Genomic DNA, 20,263 nt, shown 5'->3' with positions numbered 1-20,263 from the left:
TTGAGACACCAAAAAGAACGAGGGATGCGCTATGGGGTTTTTGCATAAAGTGGCCTGGCTCGGCCTGATTCTGTTGGCCGGTTTCGGCCAGGCCAGCGCCGCCACCGCCGCCAAGGATGACAGTCAGGCGGCCATCGCCCTGCTGGAAAAAGCCTTGGCCTACTACCACGACAATGGCGACAAGGCCTTCGCCGCCTTCAGCCGCCAGGGTGAGTTCGTCGACAAGGATCGCTACGTGTTCGTCCTCGACACCAAAGGCGTCATGCTTGCCAGTGGCGGGCCGTCATCGGCGCTGATCGGCCGTGATGTCAGCGAAGTGCTCGGGCCGGATCTGCAGAAGGCGTTCAAGGATGCGCTGAAAGTGCCGGAAGGCAACGGCATCCAGCAGGCCGAATACCGCTGGCAGAATTGGGCCGACGGCAAGGTCGAGCGCAAGCATGTGTTTTATCAGCGCGTCGGGCAGCGCATTCTCGCGGTGGGTTACTACTTGCCACGGGCTTCGGCTGAGCAGGCCAAGGCCTTGCTGGACAAAGCCGCGACGGATCTGGGCAAGGACGAGAAGGGCACGCTGGTTGCGATCAACTCGCTCAAGGGCGGATATCTGCAGGATGACCTGTATGTCTTCGTGGTCGATCTGAACAACCAGCGTTATGTCGCCCACGGCACCAATCTGCGCTTGATCAACACTGATTTTGGCAAGGTCAAGGACCCGGAAGGCAAACCGGTGGGCGAGCCGATTCTGGCGCTGATCGGCAAGCAGGATGAAGGCGAATATGAATACCGCTGGAAAAACCCGGTGACCGGCAAGATCGAGGACAAGCATGCGTACCTGAAAAAGGTCGGGCATTTCCTCGTCGCGGTGGGCTACTACAGCCCTTGAGAGAACACCGTTCCCTTGTGGGAGCGAGCCTGCTCGCGAAGCGGTGTGTCATTCAGCTATGTGTCGGCTGACACCGCGCATTCGCGAGCAGGCTCGCTCCCACAGTGGTATTTGTTGCGGCAATTATTTCGCGCCGTGCTCCCGTCCGCGCAGCAGGTTGTTCGGCATGGCAATCGCCGCTGCCAGCCCCAGCAACGACACTGCCGTGCTGACCCAGAGCAAGTGGCGGAAGGTCACCAGCAGCTCCGCGCGCAAAGCGTTCTGCGCTTCACCGGGTGCGGCGTTCAGGCCATCGAGCAGGACGTTGCCCGAATGCCCTTCGCTGATCAGCGAACTGTTCGCCAGGTGGGCGAAACTGGAATGGTGCAGCAACGCCAGCAGCAGCGCCGACATCAAAGCCACGCCCACCGCGCCGCCCAGTGAGCGGAACAGGTTGGTGGTGCTGGTGGCGACGCCGATGTCGCGTTGTTCCACCGAGTTTTGCGTGCCGACCAGCGAGGTCGGGAACTGCATGCCGCCGGCGATGCCGCTGAGCAGCATGAACAGACCGCTGAGCAAGGTTGCTTGGGGCGGACTGAAGGCCATGCCGAGAATCGAGATCGGCATGAGGATCGCCCCGGTGAGAATCTGCGGTTTGTAGCGTCCGGTAATCGAGGTGCGGCGGCCGGCGAAATAGGCACCGATCGGCAAGCCCATCGCCAATGGCAGCAAGTGCAGCGCTGCGCTGTCGGCGCCAGCGCCGGTGACGCTTTGGAAACGCAATGGCATCAGCACGATCAGCGAGATGGCCTGGAAACTGGTGAAGAAGATCGTGCACCAGCACAGCAGCGCGCTGCGATTGGTGAACAAGTGCATCGGCAGCAATGGCTCACGTGCACGGCGTTCATGCCAGACGAACAGCGCCAGCACCACCACGGCGCAGGCGAACAGGCCGAGCACTTCGCCGCTGCGCCATGAATGACCCTGGCCGACTTCGGTGATGCCGAGCAGCAACGCCGTGAGACCAATGATCATCAGCACCGTGCCGAGGTAATCGATCACCGGTTTGCGCTGCGGAATCGGCAAGCCGCGCAGGTTGCGCCGTGCCACCCACCACGCGCCAAGCCCCAGCGGCAGGTTGATCAGAAACACCCAGCGCCACGACAGGTATTCGGTCATGTAGCCGCCGAGCACCGGGCCGGCGACGCTGGCCACGGCGTACATGCTGCTGAAGTAACCCTGATAGCGCCCGCGTTCACGTGGCGGGACGATGTCGCCGATGATCGCCTGACTCACCGAGATCATGCCGCCGGCGCCGATGCCCTGAAGGATCCGCGCCAGCACCAGTTGCTCCATGCTCTGCGCCATACCGCAGAACAGCGAGGCGAGGGTGAACAGGCCCATGCCGAACAACATCAGTTTGCGCCGCCCGTACAGGTCGCCGAGTTTGCCGTAGATGGGCACCGCCACGGTCATCGCCACCATGTAACCGGAAATCACCCAGGCCAGCAGGCTGACGTCCTTGAATTGCGCGGAGATCGCCGGCATCGATACGGCGACGATGGTCTGGTCCAGCGCACCGAGGAAGATCGCCATCATCAAGGCGACCAGCACGCTGCGAATGGCCGGTTTGGGCGTTTCAGGTTGATTGAGAGTGGTCACGGGCGAGCCTGCGGGCATTGATGGACCCGCGCGGCCATCGCGCGCGGGTGGATGCTCGCAGTGTAAGTCGGTAGGAAGCTATTCGATAGCCTCGTACGGAAGCCCGACGTAATTTTCTGCAATGGTTTTTTGCCCGGCTTGCAAGCTGACAAAATAGTCCAGTTCCGAAGCGCTGATGCGCTGGCTGAACTCATCGTGATCGTCGAAGCGATGCAGCATCGACGTCATCCACCAGGAAAACCGTTCGGCTTTCCACACCCGGCGCAGGCAGATTTCCGAGTATTTTTCCAGCAGATCAGTGCGGCCTTCGCGATAGACCTTCAGCAGAATATTGAACAACGTGCTGACATCGCTGGCCGCCAGGTTCAAGCCCTTGGCGCCAGTGGGCGGGACGATGTGGGCGGCGTCGCCGACCAGGAACATCCGGCCGTATTGCATCGGTTCGACGACAAAACTGCGCAGCGGCGCGATGCTTTTTTCGATCGAAGGGCCGGTCACCAGTTTTTCCGCGAGGGCATCCGGCAGGCGTTTTTTCAGCTCATCCCAGAAACGCTGATCGCTCCAGTCATCGACGTTTTCATCTGCCGGGACTTGCAGGTAATAGCGGGTGCGGGTGGCCGAACGCATGCTGCACAAAGCGAAGCCACGCTCGTGGCGGGCATAGACCAATTCGTCGTGAACCGGCGGTGTGTCGGCGAGAATGCCCAGCCAGCCGAACGGGTAGACCCGCTCGAAGATCTTCAGGCAATCGGCCGGAATCGACTGCCGGGCGACGCCGTGGAAACCATCGCAACCGGCGATGTAATCGCAATCGACGCGCCAGCTTTCACCGTCCTTTTCGAAGGTGACGAAAGCTTCGTCGCTTTTCATGCCGTGGGGAACGACATTGCTTGCCTGATAAATTGTCGGCGCCCCCGCATCCCGACGAGCGGCCATCAGGTCGCGGGTGACCTCGGTCTGACCGTAGACCATTACTGTTTTACCGCCGGTCAGAGCGTGCAGATCGATGTGCACCTGACGCCCGTCCAGCGCCAGATCAAAGCCGCCATGAACCAGGCCTTCGGCATCCATTCGCTGACCGACGCCCGCCTCACGCAGCAGCTCTACCATGCCTTGTTCAAGCACACCGGCACGGATGCGCCCAAGAATGTAATCAGGCGTCTGGCGTTCGAGGATCAGGGTTTCGATGCCAGCGTTGTGCAACAGCTGGCCGAGGAGCAGTCCGGAAGGACCGGCGCCGATAATGGCGACTTGGGTTTTCAGGGTTTTCATTGTTTTTATGACTCGCAAGCTTCACGCAGCAACAGCCGGTGAATGATTTTATGGATCGAGTGCTTGCATTTTTCCCTTGCGGGTCTGTCAATTGAAGGTGAAAACTGAGCCGATACCTGTACATTCTGCCAATCGGTGCGATTATCGCCCAAAAACCAGAGGCCTGGATTGAAGTATGAACAAGCCTGCCCTGCCTTCTATTCCGGTGTTCAAGCTCTACGGTGAAAGCCTGGACTGGCCGACCCCGGACTTGCTGCACTGTGAAACCATTTCCTCGCGCAGTCGCGAACATCAATGGGAAATCAAACCTCACCGCCACGCGGATCTGTGCCAGCTGCTGTTCGTTTTCAAAGGTCAGGCAGAGCTTGAAATCGAAGGCCAGCGCACGCAACTCGAGACGCCAGCGATTCAGGTGCTGCCACCGTTATCGGTGCACGGGTTTCGTTTTTCCGAGGATGTTGAAGGCTTCATCGTCACCTTGGCCACACCGCTGATCAATCATTTGCAGGCGCAATTGGGTGATTCGGTACACGCCTTGGCTCGGGCGGAAAACTACCCGGCGGGCAAGGATGGCGATTATCTCAACAGCCTGTTTTCAGCCTTGCAGGCCGAGTACAACGGCCATCAACCGGCGCGGGAAATGCTCATGCATTCGCTGGTCAGCGTGATCATGGTCTGGGTCAGCCGCCAGGCGATCGTCCGCCACAAGGCCAGCCAACGGCCGCAACGCCAGCGCGAATACCTCAACGGTTTCATTCAGTTGGTGGAAGAGACTTACCGCCAGCACGTCAAGGTCGAAGACCTCGCCCATCGCCTGGGCATCTCCGTGTCGCATCTCAACGGCACCTGCCGTGAACTGGCCGGGCAACCGGCGTTGCAGATCATGCACGAGCGTCAGTTGCTGGAAGCCAAGCGCCTGCTGACCTACACCAGCATGACGATTTACGAGATGTCGGAGCTGTTGGGGTTTTCCGATCCGACCAACTTCACGCGCCTGTTCCGTCGCCGGGTGGGGATTTCGCCAAAGGCATTCCGCGACCGCTTGAAGGCCGAGCAACAATCCTGATGCGCTGATGAGCCCTGTGGGAGCGAGCCTGCTCGCGAATACGGTCTTTCATTCAGCAACTAGGCTGGCTGACACAGCGCATTCGCGAGCAGGCTCGCTCCCACAGCAGTTGCATTCCAGCGCAGGTCTATCAGCGCAATGCGTTCAGCGTGGCATTGTGCGGAATACACCGCTCATAGTTGCAGCTCGCATACTCACGCGGCAGCTGGCGCAACTGCTCGACCCGCCAGGCAGCGGTGCCGTACAGCGCCAGCGTGGCGGCGCAGGTGATGAAGATGGCGGCGTATCTTTTTGTTTTGATGTTCATGGTGTTCGACCTCTGAACGTCTACCTTGCGGTATTACTTTGAGCATAGGTCAGCGGCGCGCACTTGCCAGCGAGTGCGCTTGAGGATTTAGCCGGCCATTCAGCGAATTGATGCCTATGTGGGAGCGAGCCTGCTCGCGAAGGCGGTGGTCCAAGCGACATCAATGTTGAATGTACTGGCCTCTTCGCGAGCAGGCTCGCTCCCACAAGGGATCGGGTTTACAGGCCGGCATCCCAGGCCGGGGCCTCGGGAAAGCGCTGCACAAGAAAGTCGAGCATGCTGCGCAGTGCCGCCGGCATGTGTTTGCGTGAGGCGTACACCGCGTAGATATTCATCTGGCGCGGTTCTGCGTGTGGCAGCAAACGCAGCAGTTCGCCGCTGTGAATATGCACGCCAGCCTGGTAGGTCGGCAGCATCGCCACGCCCGCGCCGGCCAGGGTTGCGCGCAGGAGGGTGCTGGCCTCGTTGGCGCTGATATTGCCCTGCACCGGCACCGAAACCGGTTCGCCATCCTCCTCGAAATGCCACAGGCTCTTGCCGAAATAGGAATGGGTCAGGCAGTTGTGTCGGCTCAGTTCCTCCACCCGCAGCGGCGCCGGATGCTCAAGCAGATACGCCGGTGCTGCGCAGACCACCGAGCGGCACACGGTCAGGCGCCGGGCGATCAGATTCGGATCAAGATCATTGCTGGTGCGAATCGCCAGATCGATGCGCTCATCGACCAGATTCACCGTGCGGTCGAGCATCTGCAGATCGATGCTCACGCCGGGGTAAAGCTTGACGTATGCCGCCATCGCATCGGCCAGTTGCGCTTGGCCAAACGAGGTGCTGACGCTGATCCGCAGCAATCCGCGCGGCGCGTCATGGGGTTCACTGACGGCGGCCTGCATGTCGTGCGACAGGTCGATCATCTGCCGGCAGCGCGGGAGGATTTCGCTGCCGGCGGCGGTCAGGCTCAATTTGCGCGTGGTGCGGTGCATAAGCCGCGCGCCGACCCAGTCTTCCAGCTCCGCCAGATAGCGCGACACCACCGGCCGCGACAGGTCGAGGTGGTCGGCCGCCGCCGACTGGCTGCCCAGGTCCACGACCGTGACGAATACCCGCATTGCTTGAAGCCGATCCATGATTTGCCCGCTTTCAGAAACAAACTATGTCCAAGCATCGCATTTTTTGTACTGAGTCTGGCAACTAAGCTCTGTTGCATCGCCAGACTGGCATTCGCAATCCGGAGCAACACATGATCGGCTTTACCCCCTTCAAACGCGTTCTGCTCGCCGCAGCATTTTTCGGCTTTGCCGCCCACGCATCCGCCGCCGAGCTGAGCCTCGATGTCTACAACCCGGGCACCCAGGCGATTTTCCCGGTCAGCTCGGTGCTGGTCAGCGGTGAGAAAGAAGCGATTCTGGTCGATGCGCAATTCGGCAATTCCCAGGCCGAGCAAGTGGTGGAAAAAATCCGCGCCAGCGGCAAGCAGTTGACTACCATCTACATCAGCCACGGTGACCCGGATTACTACTTTGGCCTCGACACCCTGACCAAGGCATTCCCGCAAGCCAAAGTATTGGCTTCGCAGCCGACCGTCGATCACATCAAGCACACCGTCGACGGCAAACTGGCCTACTGGGGGCCGAAAATGGGCGCCGACGTGCCGGCGAAAACCATCGTCCCGGACGTGCTCAAGGGCGACAGCCTGACCCTCGAAGGCAAGCAATTGCAGGTGATCGGCCTCGACGGCAAGCAACCGGATCGCAGCTTCGTATGGATCCCGTCGCTCAAAGCAGTGGTCGGTGGCGTAGTGGTCGCCGAGAACATTCATGTGTGGATGGCCGACACCCAGACCGCGCAATCCCACGCCGACTGGCTGCACACCCTGCACACCATCGAAAGCCTGAAACCGCAAACCGTGGTGCCCGGTCATTACCTGGGTGACAGCAGCCGCTCGCTGGCCAGCGTGAAATTCACCGCTGATTACATCAAGGCCTTCGATGCCGAAACCGCCAAGGCCAAAGACTCTGCTGCACTGATCGTTGCGATGAAAAAACGCTACCCGCAACTCGGCGAGGAAAGCTCGCTGGAACTCAGCGCAAAAGTCGCCAAGGGCGAGATGCAGTGGTAAGCCGAACCTGAACACGCAGCATTTTCAAGCCAACTGGAGAATGTCATGAGCAAGATCGCAATCATTGGTGCCACCGGCCGTGCCGGTAGCCAATTGCTGGAAGAAGCCCTGCGTCGCGGCCACAGCGTCACCGCCATTGCCCGCGATACCTCGAAGATCGGCAGCCGTGCCGGTGTCGTCAGCAAGAGCCTCGACGTACTGGATTCGGCGGCGCTGCAAGCGGCGGTGGCCGGTCACGACGCAGTGATCAGCGCAGCGCATTTCGCCTCCGTCCCGGCCTCGGCGATTGTCGGACCGGTGAAGCAGGCGGGCGTGAAGCGCTTGCTGGTGGTCGGCGGCGCCGGTTCGCTGTTGCTGCCGGATGACACGCGAGTGATCGACAGTGCCGGTTTCCCGGCCGAATACAAAGCCGAGGCGAGCGCAGGTGCTGAGTTTCTTGATGCGTTGCGTCACGAGCAGGAACTGGACTGGACCTTTTTGTCGCCGTCGGCGGAGTTCGTCGAGGGTGAGCGCAGTGGCACATTCCGCGTCGGCAAGGATCATCTGTTGGTCAGTGCCGAAGGGCGCAGCTGGATCACCTTTGCCGATTACGCGATTGCACTGATCGACGAAGTGGAAACGCCGAAGCATTCGCGCCAGCGTTTTACCGTCGGGTATTGAGTCAAGCCTTTTCCCCTCACCCCAGCCCTCTCCCGGGGGAGAGGGAGCCGACCGAGTTGTCTTGGGTCACGCATTGACCTGAACGACCGTGTCGATTATGGATTCGGCGTGGCTGTGTCAGGTCGATGAATTTCTTGAGTATCCCCAATCAGTTCCCTCTCCCTGGGGAGAGGGAGCCGACCGAGTTGTCTTGGGTCACGCATTGACCTGAACGGCCGTGTCGATTATGGATTTGGCGTGGCTGTGTCAGGTCGATGAATTTCTTGAGTATCCCCAATCAGTTCCCTCTCCCTGGGGAGAGGGCTAGGGTGAGGGGAGAGGCTTCAGCGCAAATGAGCCTGCTCAACCAGCCAGAGCATCAGCTCCTCAAGTTGCGGCGAGGGTTCGGCTCCAGCAGGCACCACCACGTAATACGCCAACCCCGTCTTCACCTTCAACGCAAACGGCATCACCAGTCTTCCAGCGTTCAGATCATCACCAATCAGCGACCAGTCCCCGATCGCCACCCCCGTGCCGTGCGAGGCCATCGACATCGCCTGATCCAGCGTTTCGAAATGCTGCCCGCTGCCAAGGTTGCCCAATCGCAATCCCGCTGCATCGAGCCACACCGACCAGTCCTGAATGTCGTGGGTCGGGTGCAATAACAGATGCTCCTGCAAATCCTGCGGTGAATTCAGCGCCGGCGAACCTTTGAGCAGTTGCGGTGAGCAGACCGGTGTCAGTTGCTCGTCGAACAGATGCAGTGCGCCTGGCGAATTGTCCGGCGGCGGACCGTAGATCACGGCGGCGTCGAATTGCTCGCGCTGGAAATCCACACCGTGTTGCAGCGAGGCCGTCAATTTCACCGGCACGTCCGGGCGTTCCTTCTGCCATTGCAGCAGACGCGGCAGCAGCCAACGCATCACGCAGCTTGGGGCCTTGAGTTGCAACGTCTGGTGTTTGAGCCCGATCTGCTCGGTCGCTTCACTGATCAGCCCGAAAACCTTCTCCACTTGTGGCAGCCATTCGCGGCCTTCAGCCGTCAGCGCCAGACCTCGGGCCAGACGGATGAACAGCGGATAACCGAGCTGTTCTTCCAGCCCGGCGATCTGCCGGCTCACCGCGCCCTGAGTGATGTGCAACTGCTCGGCGGCGCGAGTGAAATTGCAGCATTGCGCGGTGATCCAGAACGTATGCAGAGCGGGCAGGGGTGGCAGGCGTTTCATGGCGATCCGAGGTATGACGTGGGGACATGGCTAGTATGACTTTTAATCGATTGTTGCTGCCAGTTGCGCACCGTTCCAATGGGCACTCCACGGACCCTGTGGGAGCGAGCCTGCTCGCGAAGACGGTTCAAGGTTCGACACGGATGTTGGCTGGACCGCTTATTCGCGAGCAGGCTCGCTCCCACAGGGAGTGTTCAGTGAATGAAAGGGCAATCAATATGGCAACGTGCGGCGAAGTACTGGTCAGGCTGTTGGAAAATTACGGGGTCGAGCAGGTGTTCGGCATTCCCGGTGTGCACACCGTCGAGCTGTACCGAGGCCTCGCGCGTTCAAGCATCAACCACGTCACGCCTCGCCACGAACAGGGCGCCGGGTTCATGGCTGACGGCTATGCGCGTACCAGCGGCAAACCCGGTGTGTGTTTCATCATCACCGGCCCGGGCATGACCAATATCACCACGGCCATGGGCCAGGCTTACGCCGATTCGATTCCGATGCTGGTGATCTCCAGCGTGCAGTCGCGCAGTCAGTTGGGCGGTGGGCGCGGCAAGTTGCATGAGCTGCCGAACCAGAGCGCACTGGTCGGCGGCGTCGCAGCGTTCTCGCACACGCTGATGTCCGCTGCCGAACTGCCGGTGGTGCTTGCTCGCGCTTTCGCGCTGTTCCAGGCCGGGCGACCGCGTCCGGTGCACATCGAAATTCCGTTGGACGTGCTGGTGGAAGAGGCCGATGAATTGCTCGCCAGCCTGCCGGTGAATATCGATCGCGCCGGCGCCGCACCGGCTGCCGTGAGCCGCATGAGCGAAATGCTGGCCAGCGCGCAACGTCCACTGATTCTTGCTGGCGGCGGTGCTATCGACGCGGCGCCGGAGCTGACCCGACTCGCCGAACTGCTCGACGCTCCAGTGGCGCTGACCATCAACGCCAAAGGCATGCTGCCGACCAGCCATCCGTTGTTGATCGGTTCGACGCAAAGCCTGGTCGCCACTCGCGCACTGGTCGCTGAAGCCGACGTGGTGCTGGCGATCGGCACGGAGCTGGCCGAGACCGATTACGACGTGACCTTCGCCGGCGGCTTCGAGATTCCCGGCAAGCTGCTGCGCATCGACATCGATGCCGATCAGACCGTGCGCAACTACCCGCCGCACGTCGCACTGGTCGCTGATTCGCGCAACGCCGCGCAAGCCTTGCTCAGCACGCTGACGCAAAAGCCGCTGGCCGAGCGCCGTAATGATTGGGGCCATGTTCGCGCCGCGCGCCTGCGTAATGAATTGGCGGCGAGCTGGGATGCGCCGACGCTGGCGCAAACGCGTTTCCTCGAAACCGTGTTGCACGAATTGCCCGAAGCGGTGTTCGTCGGCGATTCCACGCAACCGGTGTACACCGGCAACCTCACGTTCAACCCCGAGCGTCCACGCCGCTGGTTCAACGCATCCACCGGTTACGGCACCCTCGGCTATGCGTTGCCGGCGGCGATCGGTGCGTGGCTCGGTGGACAACACGACAACGGCGCGCGCCCGCCGGTGGTGTGCCTGATCGGTGACGGCGGCTTGCAATTCACCCTGCCGGAACTGGCCAGCGCCGTTGAAGCACGGGTGCCGGTGATCGTGCTGCTGTGGAATAACCAGGGTTACGAAGAGATCAAAAAGTACATGGTCAACCGCGCCATCGAACCGGTTGGCGTGGACATCTACACCCCGGACTTCGTCGCCGTGGCCAAGGGCCTCGGTTGCGCCGCGCAAGCCATCAGCAATATCGACGAATTGCGCGCAGCGCTGCGTAAAGCGACGGACCGGCAAGGCCCGACGCTGATTGAAATCGACCAGAACCAGTGGATGCAGGCGGTGGCCCAATGATCAGCTTTCCAACCACACTCGACGGCCTCTACATCAACGGCCAATGGTCGTCAGGCCGCGAACATCTGCGGGTGATCAACCCCGCTACCGAAGCGCTGCTGACCACCGTCAATGGCGGCGACGAACAGGCCGTCGACCAGGCGATCAGCGCGGCGACCGAGGCGTTCAAACACTGGTCGACAACCACCGGCGCCGAACGCGCTGCGATCCTGCGCAACATTGCCAACGGCGTGCGCAACGGTCGCGATCACTTGATGAATCTGCAGTCGAGTAATAACGGTAAACCGCAGTTTGAAGCGGCCATCGATGTCGATGACGTGATCGCCACTTTCGACTATTACGCCGAACTCGCCGAAGGCCTCGACGCCGGGCAGGACAGCAACGTGCTGCTGCCCAGCGATGACTTCAGCGCACGCCTGCGTCGTGAGCCATGCGGTGTGGTCGGGCTGATCGTGCCGTGGAATTTCCCCATGGTCACCACCGCTTGGAAGCTCGCCCCGGCGCTCGCCGCCGGTTGCTGCGTGGTGCTGAAACCTTCTGAAGTGACGCCGTTGCCGGAGCTGGAACTGGCCGCGATCATCGCTGCATCCGGTTTGCCCGACGGCGTGTTCAATCTGGTCTGCGGCACTGGTCTGGCGGTAGGCGCGCCGTTGTCGGCCGATCCTCGCATCGCCAAGATCTCCTTTACCGGCAGCAACGCTGTTGGTGTGCAGGTGATGCAACGCGCTGCCGAAACCGTGAAGGGTGTGAGCCTGGAGCTGGGTGGCAAATCGTCGTTGCTGGTGCTGGCGGATGCTGATCTGCAGCTGGCGGTGGAACTGGCTTGTGGCGGGGCGTTCTTCAACGCCGGGCAGATGTGCTCGGCCACCAGTCGGGTGCTGGTTGCCGAGGAATTGATGGATGAGTTTCTTCAGCGTCTGCAAAAGCGCGCAGAGGCGATTCGAGTGGCCGATCCGTTCGATCCGGACGTGGAGATGGGCGCGCTGGTCAATCAGGCGCAGTACCAGCGGGTGCTTGGGCATATTGATCGCGGTTTGAGCGCCGGGGCGAGGTTGGTGTGCGGCGGTAATCGTCCGGCGCATTTGCCGCGCGGTTATTTCCTGCAACCGACGGTGTTCACCGACGTGCCGCTGGACAGCGCGTTATGGCGTGAAGAGATTTTCGGGCCGGTGGTGTGTGTGCGCAGTTTCGCCAGTGAGGCTGAAGCGATTGCCTTGGCCAACGACAGCCAGTTCGGCCTGGTCGCGAGCGTAGTGACACGCGATGCCACCGCAGCAGATCGTGTGGCCAATGCCTTGCAGGCAGGGCTGGTGTGGATCAATGCACCGCAGGTGATCTTCCCGCAGGCGGCATGGGGTGGGTACAAGCAGAGCAGTGTCGGGCGTGAGCTGGGGCCTTGGGGGTTGGCGGCGTTTTTGGAGATCAAGCACGTCGTGCGCGCGGTGTAGAAGCCTGCCCTCACCCCAGCCCTCTCCCGGGGGGAGAGGGAGCTGACCGAGGTGTCTTGCGTTCTCCGTCGACCTGAAAAACCGAGTCGATTATGGATTTGAAGGTCATCAATCCAACGGCGGGTTGGCCTGGCTTGGCTGATTCCGGATTCAGCACCGATATCGCAAGTCGCTGAACCTCTCCAATATCCCCCAATCGGTTCCCTCTCCCTCTGGGAGAGGGCTAGGGTGAGGGGCTTCTATGGAGTCACACCGACAGCCGCAACCGCGCCAGGTCCCGCAACGGTGGCGCACCAAACAGTCGGCTGTACTCGCGGCTGAACTGCGACGGACTTTCATAGCCCACCCGATACCCCGCCGCCGACGCTTCCAGCCCTTCGGTCAACATCAGCCGACGCGCCTCTTGCAGGCGCAACTGTTTTTGATACTGCAACGGACTCATCGCAGTCATCGCCTTGAAGCGATGATGCAACGTCGACACGCTGAGGTTCACTTCCCGCGCCAGATCATCGATGCGCAGTGGTTGCTCGAAATTGCCGTTGAGCCATTTGATGGCCTGGCTGATGCGATGGCTCTGACTGTTGGCAATCGCAATCTCATACAGACGATGGCCCTGTGGGCTGCGCAGCAGGCGATAGAGAATCTCCCGGCGAATCAGCGGCGCGAGCATGGCGATGTCTTTCGGCGCGTCGAGCAGCCGGGCCAGCCGCAGCACTGCGTCGAGCATGGCGCTGTCGATTTTCTCCACGTACAGACCGCGTCCGGTCGGCCGCGTCGGTACGCCCATCGGGCCAGCGTCGGCGATCAGCGCGGTGATTTCGGTCGGGTCGATGTCGAGGCGCACGGCGAGGATCGGTTCTTCCGGCGAGACATTCACCACGCGCCCGCTGAGCGGCATCGAAACCGACACCACCAGATAATTCAGCGGGTCGTAGTTGAAGAACTCGTCGGCCAGGCGCACCTCTTTGCGCCCCTGCGCCATGATGCACAGCGCCGGCTGCGCGAGTACCGGGGCAAAGTCATGGGACTGGGTGTGACGCGACATCACCAGTGAGCCGATGGCGGTCTGGTAGCTGCCATCGTCGCTGGTGTTGCGGCGGATGATCGCGGCCAGCTCCGCGCGCTGCTTTTCCATGTCGGCGCTGGGTTCGGCTTGAAAACGATCGAATGACGTCATGCACGGCATCCTCGGCAAGTGAGGGGGAATGCAGCAGAGCATATGTTTGTGCAAGCGGCGGCGGTAGACACATTCTGCCAAATGCTTGCCTGATTCTGCCCGCAGGTGCGCACATGTCTCCCGCCATACGATTCTGTAGGAGCTGCCGAAGGCTGCGATCCGTTGATCTTCAAGGCAGAAGCACAAGATCGCAGCCTTCGGCAGCTCCTACACAAAACGCGTATGACAGACGTGTTGCGCGGGTTTACAGGTTGTTACAGGTCGTCTGCGCAGTCTCGCAGGATTGTGCAACGCGAAGGCAGGAATCGACTAACGGCGCAGCTGCCCCGGCCCTTAATCTTTGCTTCAGTCGCAGCCCGTCCCCCGGCTGCCACGCGATTTCATGGAGGGTTGATCATGTCCAAGCAAATGCCTGTCAGTCATATGGCCTTCGTTCGTGCCCAGCCCGGGCGTTCGGCGGAACTCGGTGTGCGCCTGAGCGCATTGATCGAAGTCTCGCGTGCGGCGCCCGGCTGCCTGAGTTTTTCCTTGCAACAATCGCAGTGCGACGCCGACCTCTGGCTGGTCAGCGGCTACTGGAGCAGTCAGCAAGTGATGACGGCGTATTTCAACAGTCCGTCGATGGAAGTCTTCGCCGAGCTGGTGCAGGACCTGGTGGTCAACAGCCTCGACTTCCACACGTTCAGGGACGTTTCCGCCGCGCAGGCCCTCGGTCAATGCGCGGCGCCGATACACAAACTCGCCGGTTGAGGGTTTAATGTCCGGCTTATTTGATTGAGCCAGGATCCGCGACATGGCACGTAAAGAGTTTGAACGCTTCGAAGCAGTCTCCGCAGTCGTCCCCGTCGAGCTGGGCGGCAACAAGGGTTATTACGCGGCGATCGCGGTCAAAGCCCTGGTCGATGGCGGCGCCCCACGCTTTCACAAATTGCTCAATGAGCAGGTGTTCCCCGGCGCCATTGCTGCCGATGATGCAGCCATCAACGAACTGGACAAACTCAAGGGCGTCACTGATGACGCCGAGCTGATCTGGTAATTACTTCTGCGCCCCTGGGCGCCACATTTTGAACAGCGCCTCAGGCCCCAGCTGGAAATAATCCGCCGGCCCGCCGCCGCGCAGAATCGGTTGTGCGGCGGCGGTGTCGTAGATGCCATCCTTCAGCAGCCATTTGGCGATGTGCACCGCGACTACTTCGCCGAGGATCAGCCAGCTCGGCACGGTTTCGCCATCGGCGCGTTGCAGCTGGATGATCTGCGTGACTTTGCACTCGAAGGACACTGGACTCTCGGCGACCCGTGGGACCGAAATCACCTTTGACGCCACGGTGGTCAGCCCCGCCAGTTCAAACTCGTTGACCTCGGGCGCGACCATCGCGCAGCTCTGGTTCATCTGCTCGGCCAACGGGCGGGTGGCGAGGTTCCAGACGAACTCACCGGTCTGCTCGATGTTGTTCAGACTGTCTTTGCGCCCGACACTGGAAAAACCAATGATCGGCGGCACGTAGTTGAAGGCGTTGAAGAAACTGTACGGCGCGAGATTGAGTCGGCCTTCGGCATCCTGCGAGGAAATCCAGCCGATGGGGCGCGGGCCGACGATGGCGTTGAACGGATCGTGAGGCAGGCCGTGGCCGTTGGCGGGTTCGTAGAAGTGGATGTCATCGGGCATGGGGAGCGGATTCCTGAGCTGCATTCGGATGCAGCCATAGTGCAAGGACCCAGCGCATATTTCCAGCCAGACGCGAGACCCCGTAGGGTTCGTGGCAGGACACAGATTTTGTGGCCTGCCAGCGATGCGGTGCGATCAGTCAGTGACGATCCGCGAGTGCTTCTGGGTATCTTTCATGGTGATGTACACCAGCAGCGACACGGCAATGCACGCGGTGACGTACCAGTAGTAACCGGTTTCCATGCCGATGCTCTTGAACCACAGCGCGATGTATTCGGCAGTGCCGCCGAAGATCGACACGGTCAGCGCGTACGGCAGGCCAACGCCCAGGGCGCGGATTTCGGTCGGAAACAATTCGGCTTTGACCACCGCGTTGATCGAGGTGTAGCCGCTGACGATGATCAGCGCCGCCATGATCAGGAAGAACGCGCCCCACCAGGTCTGGATGGTGTGCAGGGTCATCAGGATCGGCACGGTGAAGATCGTACCGAGCACACCGAAGGCGATCAGGATCGGACGACGACCGATCTTGTCCGACAGGCCACCGATGATCGGTTGCAGGCACATGAACAGGAACAGCGTGGCGGCGGAAATGGTGGTCGAGTCGGAGATGCTCATGCCGACCGTGTTCACCAGGTATTTCTGCATGTAGGTGGTGTAGGTGTAGAACGCCAGGGTGCCGCCCATGGTCAGGCCGACCACGGTCAACAGCTCTTTCGGGTGGCGCATCAAGGTGCGCATTGCGCTTTCCTTGGATTTCTCTTTTTTGGTGAACGACTCGGTTTCTTCCATGCCGCGACGCAGGTACAGCGCCACGACCGCACACAGCGCACCGATGGCGAACGGGATACGCCAGCCCCACGCGTAGAGCTGTTCGGTGGTCAGCATGTTTTGCAGCACGATCAATACGCCGAGGGCGATGAGCTGCCCGGAGATCAGCGTTACGTACTGGAAGCTGGAGAAGAAGCCGCGACGTTCCTTGGTCGCCATCTCGGACAGATAAGTCGCCGAGGTGCCGTACTCGCCGCCGACCGACAGGCCTTGCAGCAGGCGGGCGAACACCAGCAGGATCGGCGCGCCGATGCCGATGGTTTCATAATTCGGGCTCAGGGCGATCAGCAGCGAGCCGAAGCACATCAGGTACACCGAGGCCATCAGCGCTTTCTTGCGCCCGACCTTGTCGGCGTACATGCCCATCAGCCAGCCACCGATCGGACGCATCAGGAAACCCACGGCGAAGATCGCTGCGGTGTTCATCAGTTGCGCAGTGGTGGAGCCGGCGGGGAAAAAGGTTTTCGCGAAGTACAGGGAGAAGGCGGCATACACATACCAGTCGTACCACTCGACCATGTTGCCGACAGAGCCGCTGAAGATCGATTTGATCCGGCTGGCGGTGGTTCTCGGTTTGGCCGGCACGGCAGCCGACCCAAGGGGCAGGGCGTTGGAGTTATCCATTGAAGGATCCTTCGTTTAATTGTTTTTGTGGAGCGCGTCGGAACGCAGCCTGCCAGGGCTATAGCAGGAGGTGTGCCAAGGGGGGAGGGGCCGGTTTAGAGGGGGTAGCGGGGAGGAGTGAGCGGATTTGTGCCGACTGATTGGGCTGAGTGAGCGGATTTCCGCTTACCGCGTGAAGATCAAAAGCCCCTCACCCTAACCCTCTCCCAGAGGGAGAGGGGACTGACCGAGGTGTTCTCGTGGGTTACATCGACCTGCAATATCGAGTCGAATACAGATTCGGGAAAGCATGGAGATCGGCTCCCTCCCCCCTCGCCCCCCTGGGGGAGAGGGCTGGGGTGAGGGGGATGGATTTCAGCTACACCACAAATCTCTGCCTCACTCCGCCAGAAACATCTCCCGACTCAACCCATGCCGCTGCATCTTTTCATTGAACGTGCGGCGCGGCAGTTGCAGTTCTTCGAGCACGGCTTTCACATCACCCTTGTGCCGGGTCAACGCCGCGCGCAGGCATTGCGCTTCGAAGGCTTCCTGCTGCGCCGCCAGTGATTGTCCCGGATCGATTCCGGCGACCGGTTCATCCAGCCCCAATACCTGACGTTCCGCGACGTTGGCCAGTTCGCGCACATTGCCCGGCCAGTCATGGCTGAGCAGGTGACTGAGCTGCGCACCGGTCAACGGCGGAAAGGTCCGGCCCAGACGCTGGGCGGCGTTGTGCGCAAAGGTCTCGAACAGCAACGGAATGTCTTCGCGGCGATCGCGCAGCGGCGGCAAGCGCAGTTCGGCGACGTTCAGGCGATACGCCAGGTCCTCGCGAAAACGCCCGGCGCGGGCTTCGTCGAGCAGGTCCGGTTTGGTCGCCGCGACGATACGCAAATCAACGCGAATGCTTTGGTTCGAACCCAGCCGTTCAAGCTTTTGCTCCTGCAAGACCCGCAGCAATTTCACCTGCTGGGCCAGCGGCATGCTTTCGATCTCGTCGAGAAACAGCGTGCCGCCATCGGCGTATTCCAGCTTGCCGATGCGCTTGCCCGAGGCGCCGGTAAACGCGCCGCTCTCATGGCCGAACAGCTCGGCCTCGAACAGTTGCTCCGGGATCGCCGCGCAGTTCAGCGCCACGAAAGGTTTGCCGGCGCGCGGGCCGAAATCATGCAGGCAACGCGCGACCAGTTCCTTGCCGCTGCCGGTTTCGCCACGAATCAGCACGTTGACCGGCAACGTCGCCAGATCCAGCACTTGCCGACGCAAAGTCTGCAAACCTCGGGACACGCCGAGCAATGTTGCATCGAGCTTCGCGCGATTGTCGGCCAGTTCGTGCAGGGCGCGGTTTTCCAGGACCAGGCGGCGTTTGTCCAGCGCCCGGCGCAGGCTGCCGAGCAGGGTTTCCGGGCTGAACGGTTTTTCCAGAAAGTCGTAGGCGCCATCGCGCATGGCTTCGACCGCCATCGGCACATCGCCATGGCCGGTGAGCAGAATCACCGGCAGATCGCTGTCGCGCTTTTGCACTTCGGCGAGCAATTGCAAACCGTCCATGCCGGGCATGCGCACGTCGCTGAGGATCACCCCGGCAAAATGTTCCGGGAGCGCGGCGAGGCATTCTTCGGCACGGCTGAACAATTGCACCTGAAACCCCGACAGGCTCAGCCACTGTTCAACGGCGTCGCGAATGCTGCTTTCGTCGTCGACCACCATCACCGAATTGAGCATCAGATATGTGCCTCCAGATCGATTGGCAGGGTCAGGCTGAACACCGCGCCGTGGTCGCCATTCTCGACGCTCAGGCGTCCGCCGGATTCATGCACGATGGCGAAGGATACTGCCAGCCCCAGGCCCAGACCGTCACCCACCGGTTTGGTGGTAAAGAACGGATCGAACACCTGGCCGACATGTTCCTCGGCAATGCCGCCGCCGTTGTCGCTGACGCTCAGCCGCCACAATTGTTCATCAGCCTCCAGACGGATTTCCACACGCTTGCAGGCTTTACCCTGCATCGCATCCAGCGCGTTGCGCAGCAAATTGATCAACACCTGTTCCAGACGAATCGCATCACCGCGTACCCACGCCGGGCGGGTCAGATGCAGGACCAGACTGACCTGTTCGTCACGCAGTCGCGCATCGAGCAGTTGCAGCGATTGATCGACCACCGTCGCCAGATCCAGACGTTCGCGCAAGCCGCTCGGGCTTTTGCGGGCGAAGGTCTTGAGGTGGCCGGTGAGGGCGGCCATGCGCGTGAGCATGTCGTCCACCGGTTTCAGCGCCTTGTAGGCGTCATCGACGCGGCCATGTTCGAGCAGCAGGCGCAGGGTTGCCAGTTGCATGCGCTGGGCGGTCAGCGGTTGATTGATTTCGTGAGCCAGCGCCGCAGACATCTGCCCCAGCGCGGCGAGTTTGGCCGACTGCACCAGACCTTCCTGCGCGGTGCGCAAGTCACGGGTGCGCTCCTCGACCAAACGCTCAAGCTCTTCACGATTGCGCTGACGGACCTTGGCCAGCCGCCAGCGCTGATTGAGGAACAACAACAGGAACACCAGCGCCAGCCACACGCCAGCGGCGGCCAGCGCGGCGTTGCGCAAATCTTCGAAGGCCACTTGCGGACGACGCAGCAGATGCAGGGTCCAGCCCTCGGTCGTCAGCGGCAGCGATTCCCACAGATAGTCCGCCGTGCCCTGCGGACCTTCGACCCGGCGCAGATCGCTGTTGTCATCGAAGCGCCGCAGCGGCAAATGGGTCAGCGGCAGCAGCGATTGCTTGTCGTACTGTCGCGTGGATTTGATCTCGGCCAGATCATCAGCGCTCAACGGCCGCAAGGCGCGATAACGCCAGCCCGGCTGATTGGCGATAAAGATGATCCCGCGTGCATCGCTGACCAGCAGCGTGTCGCTGCCCTGGCTCCATTCGCGCTCCAGTTCGGGAAACTCCAGCTTGACCACCATCGCGCCGAGAAACTCGTCGTTGTCGCCAAGTACGGCGCTGGAAAGGAAATACCCGGGAATGCCGCTGGTCACGCCTACCGCGTAAAAACGCCCGGTGCCTTGGGTGCGGGTCTGGCTGAAATAGGGGCGGAAGCCGTAATTGTGGCCAACGTAACTGCTGGGCAAGCGCCAGTTGCTGGCGGCCACGGCCAGGCCGGTGCGATCGAGCAGTTCAAGGGTCGAGGATTGCGCGGCGCCGTTGATCTTTTCCAGCTTCACATTCAATGCCGCTTGCTGCGCAGCATCGACCGGGCCGGCCAGGGCCGAACGCAATTGCGGATCCAGCGCCAGTACGGCGGGCAGGGCGCGATAGCGGTCGATCAGGGTGTGCAAGGAGTTGGCGTACAACCCCAGTTGCTGATTGGCGCGGGCGGCGTCTTCTTCCAGCGCCTGACTTTCCGCGTGGCGCATCGCGAGCGTCGCGGCAATGACCGTGCCGGCGATGATCAGCAGGGAATACAACGACAGACGCAGGGTACGGGAAGTCGGCAGCATGCTGGATGAAAGGTCGGCAGGACGGGCGGGCACGATAGCATGGGCCG

18 protein-coding genes are annotated in these 20,263 nt (G+C 61.3%); 8 read left to right on the top strand and 10 right to left on the bottom strand.

The window, feature by feature from the left end; all coding sequences use genetic code 11:
* The first annotated feature begins 31 nt into the window (after nucleotides 1-31).
* A complete protein-coding gene (locus AB9L16_RS20080; protein WP_095181439.1) occupies nucleotides 32-880 on the top strand; it encodes a cache domain-containing protein in 849 nt (282 codons plus the stop codon).
* A 123-nt stretch (nucleotides 881-1,003) separates the two neighbouring features.
* Here AB9L16_RS20080 and AB9L16_RS20075 read toward each other — a convergent pair whose 3' ends face one another.
* Together AB9L16_RS20075 and pobA are read right to left on the bottom strand one after the other, a co-directional pair.
* Entirely contained in the window at nucleotides 1,004-2,521 is a 1,518-nt protein-coding gene (locus AB9L16_RS20075; RefSeq protein WP_095181440.1) for an MDR family MFS transporter, read from the bottom strand.
* 78 nt (nucleotides 2,522-2,599) lie between these two features.
* On the bottom strand, nucleotides 2,600-3,793 hold the full coding sequence (gene pobA, locus AB9L16_RS20070) for a 4-hydroxybenzoate 3-monooxygenase (RefSeq protein ID WP_375122601.1): 1,194 nt from the start codon (nucleotides 3,791-3,793) through the stop codon (nucleotides 2,600-2,602).
* 175 nt (nucleotides 3,794-3,968) lie between these two features.
* Here pobA and AB9L16_RS20065 point away from each other — a divergent pair, with 175 nt between their 5' ends.
* A complete protein-coding gene (locus AB9L16_RS20065; protein ID WP_024014136.1) occupies nucleotides 3,969-4,859 on the top strand; it encodes a helix-turn-helix domain-containing protein in 891 nt (296 codons plus the stop codon).
* Nucleotides 4,860-4,989: 130 nt separating this feature from the next.
* Here the strand turns inward: AB9L16_RS20065 and AB9L16_RS20060 are convergent, their stop codons facing one another.
* Entirely contained in the window at nucleotides 4,990-5,166 is a 177-nt protein-coding gene (locus AB9L16_RS20060; protein ID WP_016773438.1) for a hypothetical protein, read from the bottom strand.
* A gap of 218 nt (nucleotides 5,167-5,384) precedes the next feature.
* Entirely contained in the window at nucleotides 5,385-6,290 is a 906-nt protein-coding gene (locus AB9L16_RS20055) for a LysR family transcriptional regulator (RefSeq protein WP_218192304.1), read from the bottom strand.
* A 113-nt stretch (nucleotides 6,291-6,403) separates the two neighbouring features.
* Between AB9L16_RS20055 and AB9L16_RS20050 the strand changes: the two genes are divergently transcribed.
* Together AB9L16_RS20050 and AB9L16_RS20045 are read left to right on the top strand one after the other, a co-directional pair.
* Nucleotides 6,404-7,282 (top strand): MBL fold metallo-hydrolase, encoded by an 879-nt coding sequence (locus tag AB9L16_RS20050; protein ID WP_375122600.1) that lies wholly within the window; start codon nucleotides 6,404-6,406, stop codon nucleotides 7,280-7,282.
* A 45-nt stretch (nucleotides 7,283-7,327) separates the two neighbouring features.
* The gene (locus tag AB9L16_RS20045; RefSeq protein ID WP_375122599.1) at nucleotides 7,328-7,942 is read left to right on the top strand and encodes an NAD(P)-dependent oxidoreductase; all 615 of its coding nucleotides are present in this window, start codon (nucleotides 7,328-7,330) and stop codon (nucleotides 7,940-7,942) included.
* A 323-nt stretch (nucleotides 7,943-8,265) separates the two neighbouring features.
* Here the strand turns inward: AB9L16_RS20045 and AB9L16_RS20040 are convergent, their stop codons facing one another.
* Entirely contained in the window at nucleotides 8,266-9,147 is an 882-nt protein-coding gene (locus tag AB9L16_RS20040) for a LysR substrate-binding domain-containing protein (RefSeq protein WP_252868188.1), read from the bottom strand.
* A gap of 218 nt (nucleotides 9,148-9,365) precedes the next feature.
* On the opposite strand from AB9L16_RS20040, the gene AB9L16_RS20035 reads away from it, so the two are divergent.
* A complete protein-coding gene (locus tag AB9L16_RS20035; protein WP_375122597.1) occupies nucleotides 9,366-11,003 on the top strand; it encodes a 5-guanidino-2-oxopentanoate decarboxylase in 1,638 nt (545 codons plus the stop codon).
* On the top strand, nucleotides 11,003-12,451 hold the full coding sequence (locus AB9L16_RS20030) for an aldehyde dehydrogenase family protein (RefSeq protein WP_375123779.1): 1,449 nt from the start codon (nucleotides 11,003-11,005) through the stop codon (nucleotides 12,449-12,451). Before AB9L16_RS20035 ends, AB9L16_RS20030 begins: the two co-directional genes overlap by 1 nt.
* A 247-nt stretch (nucleotides 12,452-12,698) precedes the next feature.
* Here AB9L16_RS20030 and AB9L16_RS20025 read toward each other — a convergent pair whose 3' ends face one another.
* Entirely contained in the window at nucleotides 12,699-13,628 is a 930-nt protein-coding gene (locus AB9L16_RS20025; RefSeq protein WP_016773445.1) for an AraC family transcriptional regulator, read from the bottom strand.
* 396 nt (nucleotides 13,629-14,024) lie between these two features.
* On the opposite strand from AB9L16_RS20025, the gene AB9L16_RS20020 reads away from it, so the two are divergent.
* Both AB9L16_RS20020 and AB9L16_RS20015 read left to right on the top strand, forming a co-directional pair.
* Nucleotides 14,025-14,378, top strand: a complete 354-nt coding sequence (locus AB9L16_RS20020; protein ID WP_375122596.1) for a putative quinol monooxygenase — start codon at nucleotides 14,025-14,027, stop codon at nucleotides 14,376-14,378.
* 43 nt (nucleotides 14,379-14,421) lie between these two features.
* Nucleotides 14,422-14,664, top strand: a complete 243-nt coding sequence (locus tag AB9L16_RS20015; protein WP_041479831.1) for a hypothetical protein — start codon at nucleotides 14,422-14,424, stop codon at nucleotides 14,662-14,664.
* Here the strand turns inward: AB9L16_RS20015 and AB9L16_RS20010 are convergent, their stop codons facing one another.
* The 4 genes from AB9L16_RS20010 to AB9L16_RS19995 form a co-directional block, all read right to left on the bottom strand.
* Nucleotides 14,665-15,294 carry a flavin reductase family protein gene (locus AB9L16_RS20010; protein WP_071173402.1) on the bottom strand — a complete coding sequence of 210 codons (630 nt, stop codon included), beginning with the start codon at nucleotides 15,292-15,294 and terminating at the stop codon, nucleotides 14,665-14,667.
* Nucleotides 15,295-15,429: 135 nt separating this feature from the next.
* A complete protein-coding gene (locus AB9L16_RS20005) occupies nucleotides 15,430-16,749 on the bottom strand; it encodes an MFS transporter (RefSeq protein WP_024014128.1) in 1,320 nt (439 codons plus the stop codon).
* A gap of 378 nt (nucleotides 16,750-17,127) precedes the next feature.
* Nucleotides 17,128-18,456, bottom strand: a complete 1,329-nt coding sequence (locus tag AB9L16_RS20000) for a sigma-54 dependent transcriptional regulator (RefSeq protein WP_252868184.1) — start codon at nucleotides 18,454-18,456, stop codon at nucleotides 17,128-17,130.
* Nucleotides 18,456-20,216 carry an ATP-binding protein gene (locus AB9L16_RS19995; RefSeq protein ID WP_375122595.1) on the bottom strand — a complete coding sequence of 587 codons (1,761 nt, stop codon included), beginning with the start codon at nucleotides 20,214-20,216 and terminating at the stop codon, nucleotides 18,456-18,458. Before AB9L16_RS19995 ends, AB9L16_RS20000 begins: the two co-directional genes overlap by 1 nt.
* Nucleotides 20,217-20,263: the final 47 nt, after the last annotated feature.

Origin of the sequence: Pseudomonas sp. LW8 (assembly GCF_041956865.1) — a bacterium.
In the GTDB taxonomy this organism is placed as follows: domain Bacteria; phylum Pseudomonadota; class Gammaproteobacteria; order Pseudomonadales; family Pseudomonadaceae; genus Aquipseudomonas; species Aquipseudomonas siliginis.
The sequence above is the reverse complement of the archived record's forward strand: the minus strand, read 5'-3'. Positions and strand labels throughout refer to the sequence as shown.

Excerpts from the sequence above, each read along its gene's own strand:
- AB9L16_RS20080 (WP_095181439.1), top strand. The coding sequence starts at position 32 with ATGGGGTTTTTGCATAAAGTGGCCTGGCTCGGCCTGATTCTGTTGGCC.
- pobA (WP_375122601.1), bottom strand. The coding sequence starts at position 3,793 with ATGAAAACCCTGAAAACCCAAGTCGCCATTATCGGCGCCGGTCCTTCC.
- AB9L16_RS20065 (WP_024014136.1), top strand. The coding sequence starts at position 3,969 with ATGAACAAGCCTGCCCTGCCTTCTATTCCGGTGTTCAAGCTCTACGGT.
- AB9L16_RS20060 (WP_016773438.1), bottom strand. The coding sequence starts at position 5,166 with ATGAACATCAAAACAAAAAGATACGCCGCCATCTTCATCACCTGCGCC.
- AB9L16_RS20055 (WP_218192304.1), bottom strand. The coding sequence starts at position 6,290 with ATGGATCGGCTTCAAGCAATGCGGGTATTCGTCACGGTCGTGGACCTG.
- AB9L16_RS20050 (WP_375122600.1), top strand. The coding sequence starts at position 6,404 with ATGATCGGCTTTACCCCCTTCAAACGCGTTCTGCTCGCCGCAGCATTT.
- AB9L16_RS20045 (WP_375122599.1), top strand. The coding sequence starts at position 7,328 with ATGAGCAAGATCGCAATCATTGGTGCCACCGGCCGTGCCGGTAGCCAA.
- AB9L16_RS20040 (WP_252868188.1), bottom strand. The coding sequence starts at position 9,147 with ATGAAACGCCTGCCACCCCTGCCCGCTCTGCATACGTTCTGGATCACC.
- AB9L16_RS20035 (WP_375122597.1), top strand. The coding sequence starts at position 9,366 with ATGGCAACGTGCGGCGAAGTACTGGTCAGGCTGTTGGAAAATTACGGG.
- AB9L16_RS20025 (WP_016773445.1), bottom strand. The coding sequence starts at position 13,628 with ATGACGTCATTCGATCGTTTTCAAGCCGAACCCAGCGCCGACATGGAA.
- AB9L16_RS20020 (WP_375122596.1), top strand. The coding sequence starts at position 14,025 with ATGTCCAAGCAAATGCCTGTCAGTCATATGGCCTTCGTTCGTGCCCAG.
- AB9L16_RS20015 (WP_041479831.1), top strand. The coding sequence starts at position 14,422 with ATGGCACGTAAAGAGTTTGAACGCTTCGAAGCAGTCTCCGCAGTCGTC.
- AB9L16_RS20010 (WP_071173402.1), bottom strand. The coding sequence starts at position 15,294 with ATGCCCGATGACATCCACTTCTACGAACCCGCCAACGGCCACGGCCTG.
- AB9L16_RS20005 (WP_024014128.1), bottom strand. The coding sequence starts at position 16,749 with ATGGATAACTCCAACGCCCTGCCCCTTGGGTCGGCTGCCGTGCCGGCC.
- AB9L16_RS20000 (WP_252868184.1), bottom strand. The coding sequence starts at position 18,456 with ATGCTCAATTCGGTGATGGTGGTCGACGACGAAAGCAGCATTCGCGAC.
- AB9L16_RS19995 (WP_375122595.1), bottom strand. The coding sequence starts at position 20,216 with ATGCTGCCGACTTCCCGTACCCTGCGTCTGTCGTTGTATTCCCTGCTG.